At 60.2% G+C, this 12744-nt stretch carries 10 protein-coding genes; 4 read left to right on the top strand and 6 right to left on the bottom strand.

Features of this window, described 5'->3' with window-relative positions; genetic code table 11:
- Nucleotides 1–9: 9 nt before the first annotated feature.
- Nucleotides 10–2244, bottom strand: a complete 2235-nt coding sequence (locus AC5P88_RS00345) for an ATP-binding protein (RefSeq protein WP_495223986.1) — start codon at nt 2242–2244, stop codon at nt 10–12.
- A gap of 21 nt (nt 2245–2265) precedes the next feature.
- On the opposite strand from AC5P88_RS00345, the gene AC5P88_RS00340 reads away from it, so the two are divergent.
- Nucleotides 2266–3285: a DNA cytosine methyltransferase gene (locus tag AC5P88_RS00340; protein WP_227200148.1), complete on the top strand. Its 1020-nt coding sequence runs from the start codon at nt 2266–2268 to the stop codon at nt 3283–3285.
- A 153-nt stretch (nt 3286–3438) separates the two neighbouring features.
- Here AC5P88_RS00340 and AC5P88_RS00335 read toward each other — a convergent pair whose 3' ends face one another.
- Nucleotides 3439–5088 carry a hypothetical protein gene (locus tag AC5P88_RS00335; RefSeq protein ID WP_495223985.1) on the bottom strand — a complete coding sequence of 550 codons (1650 nt, stop codon included), beginning with the start codon at nt 5086–5088 and terminating at the stop codon, nt 3439–3441.
- 111 nt (nt 5089–5199) lie between these two features.
- The gene (gene aceE, locus AC5P88_RS00330; RefSeq protein WP_106550524.1) at nt 5200–7887 is read right to left on the bottom strand and encodes a pyruvate dehydrogenase (acetyl-transferring), homodimeric type; all 2688 of its coding nucleotides are present in this window, start codon (nt 7885–7887) and stop codon (nt 5200–5202) included.
- Between the two features lie 568 nt (nt 7888–8455).
- On the opposite strand from aceE, the gene AC5P88_RS00325 reads away from it, so the two are divergent.
- Entirely contained in the window at nt 8456–9016 is a 561-nt protein-coding gene (locus tag AC5P88_RS00325) for a PadR family transcriptional regulator (protein WP_099484916.1), read from the top strand.
- Nucleotides 9017–9076: 60 nt separating this feature from the next.
- Nucleotides 9077–9874 (top strand): siderophore-interacting protein, encoded by a 798-nt coding sequence (locus AC5P88_RS00320; protein ID WP_106550525.1) that lies wholly within the window; start codon nt 9077–9079, stop codon nt 9872–9874.
- Nucleotides 9875–9969: 95 nt separating this feature from the next.
- Here AC5P88_RS00320 and AC5P88_RS00315 read toward each other — a convergent pair whose 3' ends face one another.
- Nucleotides 9970–10803 carry a hypothetical protein gene (locus AC5P88_RS00315; protein WP_495223984.1) on the bottom strand — a complete coding sequence of 278 codons (834 nt, stop codon included), beginning with the start codon at nt 10801–10803 and terminating at the stop codon, nt 9970–9972.
- A 209-nt stretch (nt 10804–11012) separates the two neighbouring features.
- On the opposite strand from AC5P88_RS00315, the gene AC5P88_RS00310 reads away from it, so the two are divergent.
- Nucleotides 11013–11414 carry a hypothetical protein gene (locus AC5P88_RS00310; RefSeq protein WP_286074809.1) on the top strand — a complete coding sequence of 134 codons (402 nt, stop codon included), beginning with the start codon at nt 11013–11015 and terminating at the stop codon, nt 11412–11414.
- Between the two features lie 156 nt (nt 11415–11570).
- On the opposite strand, the gene AC5P88_RS00305 is transcribed toward AC5P88_RS00310, so the two are convergent.
- On the bottom strand, nt 11571–11843 hold the full coding sequence (locus AC5P88_RS00305; protein ID WP_495223983.1) for a hypothetical protein: 273 nt from the start codon (nt 11841–11843) through the stop codon (nt 11571–11573).
- A gap of 107 nt (nt 11844–11950) precedes the next feature.
- Nucleotides 11951–12658 (bottom strand): YceI family protein, encoded by a 708-nt coding sequence (locus AC5P88_RS00300; protein ID WP_005407837.1) that lies wholly within the window; start codon nt 12656–12658, stop codon nt 11951–11953.
- Between the last annotated feature and the right edge of the window lie 86 nt (nt 12659–12744).

The raw sequence follows: 12744 nt of genomic DNA, 5'->3' as shown, positions 1-12744 counted from the left end.
GCCCCCCCTCTATTCGCTCTTCATGTAAATAGAAAAACTAGTCAATTCGGATGCGGAATCATACTCGACCTTTCCCTTGCTCGCTTTCATCGCCTCTCTCGCGATTGCCAATCCGATTCCAGAACCTTCAGTCTTGAGTGTAAAACCAGGCCGGAACAAGTTCGGCTCGACGATGGGGTCGACGGCGGGCCCGTTGTTTGATATTGAGACCTTTACCCACCGCTTCGACTCTGACGCGGAGATAACGATTTCTTTATCAATACGATCTGAAGTTCCCAACCAGTGAATTGCGTTATCAAGGATGTTCAACACCGCTGCCATCAGGTCAGCCTCATATATAGTGGCCTTCCGCGTGGCACCGAGCTTAGGCTCAATTAGGTTGATTCCCCCATCTCTGAGTGCATCCGCGTTCAACTCGACACACTTTCTTATAACTTCCACAGGATCCATGGTCTTTGGCCTCCCGCGCTTGCGACTTGCTAGAGGATCAAGCGCCCTAAACAGACGGGTAAGATGGGATGCCGACTCTTTGATCGATGCAGCATTATTTCCAAAGACAGCTCGGAAATGCTCACCGAATGGAGACTGTTCCAGAAGTCGCTGAGAGCCATCACTAAGCGTTTTTGATCTTGTATTAATATCACCAAGAAAACGACGTCCATCGTGCAGCACCTGCGACACGACCAACCCAATGCTTGATTGGGCGGCCAGCTTTAGCTGAAAGTTCTCAAGCTCCACAATCGAGGTTTTCAAGGCCGCAGATTCTTGGCGCAATGCTTTCCGCATCCCGTCGCGATACTGCACCGGGAGCCTCTCAATAGCCCTTGCCATAGACTGTAGTCCGGCCTTCTCTCGAACGGCACCTGCGTCCCCCTCAGCCTTTCTGCTCAGCCCCGCTTTCCCTCTAAAGTCAAACCTGATCAACTCGACTCTAGCCATGACATCGTTGATTAGGCGCCGCAACCTCATAAAAGATCCGTTGTGCTCAAGCCCTTCCCGACTGCTACGCTCGATGAGCCCTGAATCACCTTCCCCGAGGATAAATACCCCACCCCAAAGTTGATTCAATCCAAGCTTCTGAGATGGGTTCTGAACCCTTTTTCTCTCAAGCTCAAGCCAATCAGTCTCAGCGTCACCATAGGGCCGAATTCTAAATCCGTCTCGATAGATCCCGACACCGATATTCTCATCAAGTATTTTCCGCGCATCCACTCTTCCAAGTGCCGACAAGCCCATCCTCTTGAATAGATCAAGGATCGCCTCAGGCTCACGGTCGTAGATATTGATTGCAATGGACACTTCGCCACAACTTACTTCGTCAGGAAGATACGAGGGTGCCTCAACCCGAATCTCCTGAGGTGCACCGTCAGCTCGCTTGTTCACGAAGCGACCGAGGAATCCGCCTGAAGAATCAAAATCTCCTTCCAGCCGGTAGTGATAGACGCTGCCAAGCGAAAACGGCCGGATCAAATGAGGCTCAATCTCAGCCTCATCATTCTCGCCTAGCACTCGGCCAGATACCAGCAATGCACCGTCGAAGCCAGCGCTCGCCTCCGTGAAACCACTCAAATCCAAGAGTATCCTAAATCCGGCTTCTCGAAGGGCCATGGGAGAGGACAATCGACGCAGCTCTTTAATCAAGCTCTCAAGCTGTTTCTGGGTCCACGCATCTCTCAGATCGACAATCTTTAGAGAGACTCCGGTATTTTCAGACACCACCGATTCACGCGAGGCAATGACCTCTACATCAATTTGATCAAGATACTCATGCCGCTCAAAGTCATCCCAATCCAGTTCAAAATTTGAAACTTCTAGTTCATCTGAAATTTGCACTCGACTAAGCAGTTCCACCTTCTTGCCAAGCCTTGCGGTTGCAAATCGACCCACCCCTTTTGCCCCAAGAAGCCTCCTACCAAGAGGGCTTACTTTGCGCGCAATTTTGTCCCCCGTAGCCGGCTCAAGCCACTTACTCAAGATATCGGATGCGCTCATACCGTGGCCATCATCTGACACAGTCATGAACGACAGAGCATCATTACCCTTCGGAACAATGGCAATTCTCACGGTCGACGCGTCTGCGTCGTAGGCATTTTTTACAAGCTCAATCAGCGCAGCTTCCGGCCCGCTGATCAGCTGATCTCCAATGGTACGAATGATCCTTGCACGTGGTCTAAGCTTTGCCATCCCGCCTCCAAAATTTTCCTGGCAAACTTCATCCGAAATTGATAGCCTGGCGGCTTTCACGCTTTTAGATCATTTCACACGATGAAGAGCTTTGTCGACCTGTTCTGCGGTGGAGGCCTGGGCGCCCGCGGGGCCGTCCTAGCGGGGCTTGAGCCGGTCGTGGCAGTTGACCTGTGGTCGTTTGCCTGCAAGACATACGAGCTCAACTTCCCAAGCGCGATCGTGATCAACGACCGCATAGAGAGCATTGATCCGCTTCAGTACTGTGCCAAAGGCACCCTAGACTTGCTCATTGCATCGCCTGAGTGCACGAACCACTCCGTCGCTAAGGGAAGTGCGCCTCGGGACGAGCGAAGTAAGGAAACCGCTCTTTACACGATTGATTGGATTTCGGCACTCCTACCCAAGTGGGTTGTGATAGAAAATGTAAAGGAAATGAAGCAGTGGCATAGATACCAAGACTTGGTGGATTCACTCCGCAAGCTAGGGTATCTCGTGGAGGACTTTATTTTAAACTCGTCCGATTTTGGATCCGCCCAAAGTCGAAACCGCCTCTTCTTAATTGCAGGCCTCGGAGTCGCTCCACCCTCCATCGTCCCACCAAAAGGTGCTTCAGCTCAGTCCGTCCGTGACATTCTTGACCCGGACGGAACTTGGCCGATGAAGCCTCTCTTTGTTCCCAGTCGCGCAGAAGCAACCGTTGCTCGCGCGCGGGACGCGATCGCGACTTTAGGACCTAGTGCGGAGTTTTTGATCGTCTACTACGGCTCTGGCGGTGATAAATCCTGGCAGACGCTGGACACACCGTTGCGAACAGTAACCACGGTTGACCGCTTTGCATTGGTAAAGAAGAAGAGCAACCGCTGGCACATGCGCATGCTGCAACCGAGCGAGTTGGCCCGAGCAATGTCACTCCCTTCCGATCACCAATTTGCATCAGGAACGAGGAGGGACAAAGTGAAAGTATGCGGAAATGGCGTTTGCTCTATTGTAATGAAGAGCGTCATTGAGCAGATAAAAATGATTGACGACACCCTGCAAGGGAGCCCCGCTCCCGAGACATCAGAAATAGAGCGAGATGATATCTCCGTCGCCCAATAGCTCACAGAAAAGCATAGACCACATCATCCATCATACTTTACAACCATAATATTCAGTACGACATCCGCCAAGAAATCGCAAGACTCCTGATTTAGCGGCAAGAAGAATTCAATATAATCGTGCAGTTCGGCACGATGACGAACGATCCGAGGGCTAACCAACTTGAAGTGTCACACCTAGATCGCCGAATTGGAATTTCCTGGTGAACGGCATCACTTCGCCTTCGGCCTCTCCGATCAGCATCTCTTCGGAAAGCTTGGCAACGTCCCGAATTGGATCGTCATTAGCATGCGCCACAACATACTTGAGCTCCGGCCAAGAGAGCCATGTTGCCCCCGAATCCACACGATCATCACCAGCGAACCGAGCCGCGTATCTCGAGATAACAAAGATCTCGGGGGAGCGGGTGCATTCAGATGGAGGTAACTGCAACGCGCAGCTTATCTCAGCGCAAGTTCTTCCACCAATCCATTCGTTGACTTTCTCTACCCAGTCAGTCGCTCTTGCTAAGTTCTTCCGGCGGCTTTCTCGCTCAGATATGGACCTTCCGTAAGGATCATGCCACTTCAACTGGACTAGTGCGACACTCCCAGTTACGCAATCCATAATCACCGCATCGATATCTGTCAGATGTGTTCCATCGGATCGTTTAAGCTTATAGCCGTGCGGAGGTACTACATACCTCGGCGCCGGAAAGACCGACGCGAGATCCTCCCTAAAGACACCCTCCCTAGCATCTACGGCTTTATCCCAATCTTTTCTATGGTGCTTCCGGATGTGCCGAAACATTGCATAGTAGGGATTTCCAAGCATTCCAAAGCATGGGATAAGTACGAAGTCCCTGTCGAGCGACACGTACTGACTCGCTGGAGGTTCGTAAGTTTTCGACCACTCTTCAAGATCCTCTGGCTCAAGCGTTAATGCCCTTAGAACTTGATCACCACCCACTTCAGCGCCTTCCCCGTCGTTCAGTACAGCAGCAGCGTCCGCTTTTGTACAAAACATGGTGAGCACGTCCCGCAAGCGCGTCGCTGGCCGATCTTGGCAGAGTAGAAGCGAGAAATTGATGTGTGCAAGTGTCCTGCCGAGCGCCCGCTCACACTCACGCCGCCACGCCTTGAATGGCCGCCCACCAATTATGGAGTTTTCCGGGATTGCCTCAGACTCTGGAAACCTCGACCGGAAGCCTTCCGCTAGCTGCAAATGCTGACTGACAACCTCGGAATCACTCTCGTACGCGATGTGGTACACATCGTCATGACGAACGTAGAGACGCATCCTTTCTTTCACAGCTTCTGTTGGAAGATCACCTTTCGGCGGCTGCTCGAGGTAACTACTTTTTAGCAAGCGACGCGCGAACCGTTCCTTTGCATCGGTCGTGGTGGTTATCTGAATGTGCTTGGTCTTGACTTCAACTGTCGCGACCCCGTGCGCTGAGATGCGAACCAGTCTAAGAAGATCAACCAGCTTTCCCAGTTCTTCCAAACAAGTGGCGATCAAGGATCCAAGAAGCTCGTGTGACTTTCCCCACGGCACACCACGCGGGCGTTCATGCGCCTTCGCCAATATGGGCGCCAATGCCTCAGGCACACCACATCTAACGTAGTAGGCACGCAGTCGCGCATCCTCATCCACGTCCCCCCCCAGCATCTGGCTTACAAACATCAGATCGAGCAGCCGGAATACCTCGATTACAGCCTCTTTCTCTCTTTCCTCGAAGATCGAAGCTATGCGACTCTGAATCTCTGAAACTTTATTAAGAAGTATTTTCTCGGCACCAGAACGCATTTCTGATTCGATCATGCTTCCTATGTCCCCCTCGGCCTATCAGCTGATAATGAAGCACGTGCGGAGTCTATAAAGCCAAACGGCGACCCAAGAGGTCGCCGTTTGCATTTTCAGAAACTCACTGCATCAAACCCCAACAGGATTAGCCTTCTCCGGATCAATCTTGTACTGCTTGATCGCCCGGGCCACATCCTTAGCCGTCATCTTCCCTTCCTTCGCCAGCGCCGCAATCGCGGCATGCGCGATGTAGTACCGGTCGACCTCAAAGAACCGACGCAGGTTCGCACGCGTATCCGAACGACCGAACCCATCGGTACCCAGCACGGTGTAAGACATCGGCACGAACGCACGAATCTGGTCCGCATACGCACGCACATAGTCGGTGGCGGCAATCGCCGGGCCCTGGCGGCCTTCCAGCAGTTCGGTCACGTAGGCCTTGCGCTGCTCACCTTCCGGGTGCAGGCGGTTGGCACGTTCCACGTCGAAACCATCGCGACGCAGTTCGTTGAAGCTCGGGCAGCTCCAGATGTCGGCGGTCACGCCGAAGTCCTTGTCCAGCAGCTCGGCCGCGGCAATGGCTTCGCGCAGGATGGTGCCCGAACCCAGCAGCTGCACGCGCAGCTCGCCCTTCTTCGGCTTGCCGGCGTCGGTCAGCAGGTACATGCCCTTGACGATGCCTTCGGCCGCGCCTTCCGGCATTTCCGGGTGGGTGTAGTTCTCGTTCATCAGGGTGACGTAGTAATACTCGTCCACCTGGTCTTCCATCATGCGCTTGGTGCCGTGCTGCAGCACCACGGTCACTTCGAAGCCGAAGGTCGGGTCGTAGCTGCGCACGTTCGGGATGCCACCGGCCACCAGATGGCTGAAGCCATCTTCGTGCTGCAGGCCTTCACCGTTCAGCGTGGTGCGGCCGGCGGTGCCACCCAGCAGGAAGCCGCGGGTACGCATGTCCGCTGCCTGCCAGGCGATGTCGCCCACGCGCTGGAAGCCGAACATCGAGTAGTAGATGTAGAACGGCAGCATCGGCACGTTGCTGACCGAGTAGCTGGTACCGGCGGCCATCCACGAGCTGATCGCACCCGGCTCGCTGATGCCCTGCTGCAGCACCTGGCCGCTCTGGTCTTCGCGGTAGAACATCAGCTGGTCAGCATCGACCGGCTTGTACTTCTGGCCGAACGGCGCGTAGATGCCGATCTGGCGGAACAGGCCTTCCATACCGAAGGTACGGGCTTCGTCGGCCACGATCGGCACGATGTGCGGGCCCAGTTCCTTGTCACGCAGGGTGATGTTCAGGCTCTGCACGAAGGCCATGGTGGTGGAGTAGCTGCGCTCGCCGCTGCTCTTCAGCAGGCGGTCGTAGGCTTCCAGCTTCGGCGCCACGAAGGTCTTGTCGGCCTTGCGGCGGCGCTGCGGCAGGTAACCGCCCAGCGCGGCACGGCGTTCCTGCAGGTACTGCACTTCCGGCGAATCCGGGCCCGGGTGGTAGAACGGCACCTGGCCGTCGGCCAGCTGCGCGTCGGTCACCGGAATGTTGAAGCGGTCGCGGAAGTGGCGCACCGCTTCGTCGTCCAGCTTCTTGGTCTGGTGGGTCGGGTTCAGCGCTTCACCGGCGCTGCCCATGCCGTAACCCTTCACGGTCTTGGCCAGGATGACGGTCGGCATGCCCTTGGTGTTCACGGCCTGGTGGTAGGCGGCGTACACCTTGTGCGGGTCGTGGCCACCACGGTTCAGGCGCCAGATGTCGTCGTCGCTCAGGCCGGCGACCATCGCGGCGGTTTCCGGGTACTTGCCGAAGAAATGCTCGCGGGTGTACGCGCCACCGAAGGCCTTGCAGTTCTGGTATTCGCCGTCGACGGTTTCCATCATCAGCTTCTTCAGGACGCCGTCGCTGTCCTTGGCCAGCAGGGCATCCCAGTAACCGCCCCACAGCAGCTTGATCACGTTCCAGCCGCCGCCACGGAACACGCCTTCCAGTTCCTGGATGATCTTGCCGTTGCCGCGCACCGGGCCGTCCAGGCGCTGCAGGTTGCAGTTCACCACGAAGATCAGGTTGTCCAGGCCTTCACGGCCGGCCAGGGCGATGGCACCCAGGGTTTCCGGCTCGTCGCTCTCGCCGTCGCCGATGAAGCACCACACCTTGCGGTCGGACTTCTCGATCAGGCCACGGTTTTCCAGGTAGCGCATGAACTGCGCCTGGTAGATGGCGGCCAGCGGGCCCAGGCCCATCGACACGGTCGGGGTCTGCCAGTATTCCGGCATCAGCCACGGGTGCGGGTACGAGGACAGGCCACCGCCGTCCACTTCCATGCGGAACTTGTCCAGCTGCTCTTCGCTGATGCGGCCTTCCAGGAAGGAACGCGCGTAGATGCCCGGGGCGCTGTGGCCCTGGATGAACAGCAGGTCGCCCGGATGGCTCTCGCTCGGGGCGCGCCAGAAGTGGTTGAAGCCCACGTCGTACAGGGTGGCGCCGGAGGCGAACGAGGCGATGTGGCCGCCCAGGTCACCCGGCTTGCGGTTGGCGCGCACCACGGTGGCCATCGCGTTCCAGCGGATGATCGAACGGATGCGCCATTCCAGCTCGGCATTGCCCGGGCTCTTGGCCTCGAGCTGCGGCTCGATGGTGTTGACGTACTCGGTGGTGGGAGAGAACGGCAGGTAGGCGCCCGAACGACGGGTCAGTTCCACCATGCCTTCCAGCAGCTGATGCGCGCGCTCGGAGCCCTCGACATCAATAACGGCCTTCAACGACTCGATCCACTCCTGGGTTTCCACAGGATTCGGGTCGTTGTTCAGCACCTCGTTCAACCAGTTCATTAGCGCTCCCATAACCGCACGCACGCGCGCGACTGTTGTATAGATTTCTAGACCGCAAAGTGTAGCGCACCAAGGGCTTTCGTCACTTGGCTACGCAGGCGTATGGATGCAACCGGCCAGTGTCCGCAAGGGGCTTGCACGGCCCGGTGAAGGCCCTGCGGCGGGCCTTGGCGGCTGTGCGGGCTGTCGCTTGCGGGCTGCTGCGCCCATGCGCAGGACGCAGTGTTACCGCGGCCGATGACGGTTGTGGGGCAGCGCCGGGGCCTCCTGTGTCGGCTCCGCGTCCTGGCGCTGAACCGGCGACAACGTGTCGCACCTGCCTCTGGATCAGCCCCGGCGGTGCCCTCAGGGTAGACCTCGAGTGTTGGCCTCGCCCGCCTCGGTCCGCCGTCTGGCCCTGCCTCACTCCCTTCCACAGCATTGCCCGGGGCGCCTCGCAAGGGGCGCCCCTTTTGCTGTGGGCGGGGCCGCCCGTGGCCCAAAACAGACCTGCTTGTGGCCGGATCGATGATTGTCGGCTTCGATATATCGATATATCGTTTGCACACTCGTTTACCGATATATCGAAATGAGCCGTACCCCTTCTCCCAGAGCCCGTTCCACCGATTCTGCAGTACCGCGCCGCAACGGCCAGCCGCGGGTGCTCAGCCGTGGCGACCTGCGCCTGCTGGTGCTGGCCCTGATCGGCGAGCAGCCGCGCCATGGCTACGAGCTGATGCAGCTGATCAGCAACCAGTTCATGCAGGCCTACACGCCCAGCGCCGGCACCATGTACCCGTTGCTGGCCAGCTTCGAGCAGGCCGGCTGGATCGAGGCCGAGGAAGTGGACGGGAAGCGGATCTTCCGCATCACCGCCGCCGGCGAGTTCGAGCTGAAGGTGCAGCGCACCCAGGTGCGGCTGGCGCAACGGCGTGCCTTCGACCGCGCCCGCGAGATCACCAAGGCCTCGCTGCCGCCGCCGCTGGCCGGCGCCCTGCGCGAGTTCAAGCGGGCACTGGTGCACCACCACGGCCGCTGGGCCGAGGGTGAGGCGGAAGAAGTGGCGGCGCTGCTGACCCGGGCGTCGGCCCTGCTCAACGGCACTACCGGTGGCGAGAGCCAACCCTTTTCAACGACCCAGCCAGACTGACTCCAGCCAGGTCCTCCCCTACGCCGCGCACCACTGCGCGACACCTTTACAGGTATTCCCATGACCGAACACAACAACTCGCGCCTGCGCCTGGATGTGCGCTTCCGTGAACTTACCGTGCTGCGCACCGAAGAGGTCACCCCGCTGATGCGCCGCATCGTGCTGGGTGGCGCCGAACTGGCCGGTTTCGATTCCCCGGGCGCCGACGACCACGTCAAGCTGTTCTTCCCCAACAGCAGCGGCGAAATGGTGCTGCCGGTGGTCACCGCCGAAGGCCGAAGCTACCCCGCCGGCAAAGAGCCCTCGCCCGCCCGCGACTACACCCCGCGCTGGTGGGACCACGAAACCGGCGAGCTGGCCATGGACTTCGTGCTGCACGACCACGGCATTGCCGGGCCGTGGGCCAAGCAGGCCCAGGCCGGCGACACGCTGGTGATCGGCGGCCCGCGCGGTTCCTTCGTGGTGGCCGACAGCTACGACGCGTATGTGCTGATTGGCGATGAAACCGCGCTGCCGGCCATCGCCCGCTGGCTGGACGTGCTGCCGGAGGATGCCGAGGTGCAGGCCTTCATCGAAGTGAGCGATGAAGCCGAGCGCCAGGACCTGCCGCAGTACGAAAACGTGCGCATCCACTGGCTGGAGCGCAACGGGTTCCCGGCGGCGACCAGCACCCTGCTGGAAGACATGCTGACCGACTTCGAAGCGCCGGAAGGTGATGTCTTCTACTGGATCGCCACCGAATCGCGCCGCGCCCGCATGATGCGCAAGTTCATCGAAGGCCACCTGGGCGTGCCGCGCGACTGGATTCGTTCCACCGGCTACTGGAAGGCCCACCCGGACGAAACCGACGGCGATTGACCGGCTCGGGGTCAGATCCCTTTTCCACAGGAAAAGGGATCTGACCCCATGCACCAGGCCCTCCGACAGGTAGTGCCGGCCGTTGGCCGGCAACCTCATGAACCCCCGGCAGGAACCTGCAGTTGCCGGCCAGCGGCCGGCACTACCACGCTGGGCGCCACCTGCCGCGTCCACCCGAACCGCTGCGCGGCCCAGATCTCCAGCACCACCAGCAGCGCGATGATCAACAACGGCAACAACAGCCCGAAATACACGCCGGGCATCATGCCGTTGATCTGCGCCTTCACCAGCCGCAGCACGCCACGGGTGTGCAGCAGCTCATCCACATGCATGGTCAGTGCCTCACGCACCACCTTCGGCTCCAGGCCGAGGGTACCGGCCTTGTCCACCAGCGTGTCTTCCACCATGCCGCGCAGCAGGCCTTCGCGCACTTTGCCGATCACCCAACCGGTGCCACGCGCCAACGGGCCGTTGCCAAGACGGTCGAGGCCGGGCAATGGATGTTCGCTCAGATAGGCCGAGGCAATGGCGTCGGCTACATCGCCCACCGTGCCCTGGCTGCGCAGTGCCTCGCGCATGCGCGGGTCGTCCAGTGAGTCGGTGAAGCCTTCGCTCCAGCCTTCCACCAGGGTCTGCAGGTGCGGCTGGAAGTGATCGAGCTGCTTGAACAGCGCGCGGTGCGCACCGGCGGTGAAGCCCAGCTGCAGGCCGAAGAAGGCGGTGGCCAATGGCAACAGCACCACGTAGCTGGCCAGCAGCCAGTGATGCCAGCGCTTGCCCCGCTGCAGCCAGCCGCGGCGGTGCAGCCAGCGCCAGCCGATGATGCCCAGCACCAGGCCGAGCAGCGTGCCAACCAGGCTGCCGCCCACCAGGTCAAGCAGGCTCAGGCCCGTCCAGAATTCGTTCAACCAGTACTGCGCGTCCTGCATGGGTCTTCCTTCCGTGGGTGATACAGCGGGCCATTGTAGAGCCGAGCCCACGCTCGGCTGCTCTTCGTTCCGCGCTCGGCGAACCCTCGCGCTGCGCGCGATGAGCCGAGCGTGGGCTCGGCACTACAGGTATTCCGCCGCCCGGTTCAACGCATCAGCCGCCAAGCAATGCGACAATCGCGCTCCTTTCCTGCAGCAACGAGGCCCACATGGCCAAACTGACCCTGGCCAGCGTGGACGCGCTGCGTACCCGCTTCGCCGATGACGCCGCCTGCGATGCGGCGCTGGCCGCCTTTGCCGACACCGCCGCCCTGCGCACGCCGCTGCGTGAGCTGGTGGAGGCGCAGCACCGCTTCCTGCAGGCCGAGTTCGAAGTGGCGCAGGTGGCCGACGTGCTGCGCCGCGACCAGAAGTACGCGCCAGTGGGCCGCCCGTCGGTGCACATCGTGCAGCTGCGCAAGCAGCAGGCTGCAACCAAGCAGGCGGCGCTGATCGCCCGCCAGGTGGTGGCGCAGGCGGCGCAGACCTTCGTGCGCGTGAGCGGGCTGGCGGTGAAGGCCAAGCAGAGCCCGAGCGAAGCGTGTGTGGTGTGGATGGGCGCGTTGCGCTGAGGGCGCTGCCCACGATGTGATGGGACCGACCACTGTGTGATGCAACCGACCAGCGTGTGATGCAACCGACCAGCGGTAGAGTCGACTGTTAGTCGACTCGCGCGCGCAGCGCGCGGTTTCGGCATTCCGCGAAGAGCAGTCGACTAACAGTCGACTCTACCAAAGCAGGTTTTCCCCGCAGTGCAGGTTTTCCCCGCAGTGCAGGTTTTCCCCGCAGTGCAGGTTTTCCCCGCAGTGCAGGTTTTCCCCGCAGTGCAGGTTTTCCCCGCAATGCAGGTTTTCCCCGCAATGCAGGTTTTCCCCGCAGTGCAGGTTTTCCGCGCAGTGCAGGTTTTCCGCGCAGCGCAGGTTTTCCGCGCAGTGCAGGTTTTCCACGCAGTGCAGGTTTTCCGCGCAGCGCAGGTTTTGCGCGCAGCGCAGGGTTTCCACGCAGTGCGGAGTTTCCACGCGTCATCGACGCGGATCGCATCCCCCAAAAAAGAAGGCCCGCTTTTCAGCGGGCCTTCTGCCTTCTCACGACGAGTGAGCGGGGTGCATCAAGCGGCCGGCTTTTCGCCGGTGGCTTCGGTGGTGATGCGGATCTTCACTTCATCGCTGACGTTCGGGGCATACGCGCCGACGCCGAAATCGCTGCGCTTCAGGGTGGTGGTGGCATCGAAGCCGGCGGCCGGAACCTTGGCCATCGGGTGCTCGCCGCCGCCGTTGACGGTGACGTCCAGGGTGACCGGCTTGGTGATGCCCTTGATGGTCAGGTCGCCGGTGACGGTCAGCTTGTTGGTGCCGGCCGCTTCCACCTTGGTGCTCTTGAAGGTGGCATCGGCGAACTTGGCGGCGTCGAAGAAGTCGGCGCTCTTCAGGTGCTCGTCGAACTTGGCGGTGAAGCTGTTCAGGCCGCTCAGCGGCAGCTTCACTTCCACGGTGGACTTGGTCACGTCTTCGGCGTTGTACACCAGGGTGCCTTCAACGTTGCCGAAGTGCGCGCTGGGGTTGGAGAAGCCGAAGTGGCTCCACTGGGCCAGCACGTCGGTATGGGTCGGGTCCAGCTTGTAGGTGCCCGAGGCGATCTTGATCGCTTCGGCGGCCGGGGCGGCAGCAGCGGCATCGGCAGCCGGGGTGGCGGCCTGCTCGGTGGTGGCCGGGGCGGCGGCATCGGCGGCCGGGGCAGCGGTGTCAGCCGGCTTGGAGCAGGCGGCGATGGCCAGGGTCAGGGCCAGCGGCAGCAGCAGTTTACGGGTGGCGCTCATCTCAGGAACTCTCCGGATCGTAGGGTGGGTACACGGTGCAGCAAGAGCCCGCCGCGGGACGACGGGCCCGAAACCGATACAACGAC

Source organism: Stenotrophomonas sp. YJH_SMC_8 (assembly GCF_059371315.1).
The sequence above is the reverse complement of the archived record's forward strand: the minus strand, read 5'-3'. Positions and strand labels throughout refer to the sequence as shown.

What these genes read in the sequence shown, in the direction of transcription:
- AC5P88_RS00340 (WP_227200148.1), top strand. Translation starts at nt 2,266, where the DNA reads ATGAAGAGCTTTGTCGACCTGTTCTGCGGTGGAGGCCTGGGCGCCCGC.
- AC5P88_RS00335 (WP_495223985.1), bottom strand. Translation starts at nt 5,088, where the DNA reads ATGATCGAATCAGAAATGCGTTCTGGTGCCGAGAAAATACTTCTTAAT.
- aceE (WP_106550524.1), bottom strand. Translation starts at nt 7,887, where the DNA reads ATGAACTGGTTGAACGAGGTGCTGAACAACGACCCGAATCCTGTGGAA.
- AC5P88_RS00325 (WP_099484916.1), top strand. Translation starts at nt 8,456, where the DNA reads ATGAGCCGTACCCCTTCTCCCAGAGCCCGTTCCACCGATTCTGCAGTA.
- AC5P88_RS00320 (WP_106550525.1), top strand. Translation starts at nt 9,077, where the DNA reads ATGACCGAACACAACAACTCGCGCCTGCGCCTGGATGTGCGCTTCCGT.
- AC5P88_RS00315 (WP_495223984.1), bottom strand. Translation starts at nt 10,803, where the DNA reads ATGCAGGACGCGCAGTACTGGTTGAACGAATTCTGGACGGGCCTGAGC.
- AC5P88_RS00310 (WP_286074809.1), top strand. Translation starts at nt 11,013, where the DNA reads ATGGCCAAACTGACCCTGGCCAGCGTGGACGCGCTGCGTACCCGCTTC.
- AC5P88_RS00300 (WP_005407837.1), bottom strand. Translation starts at nt 12,658, where the DNA reads ATGAGCGCCACCCGTAAACTGCTGCTGCCGCTGGCCCTGACCCTGGCC.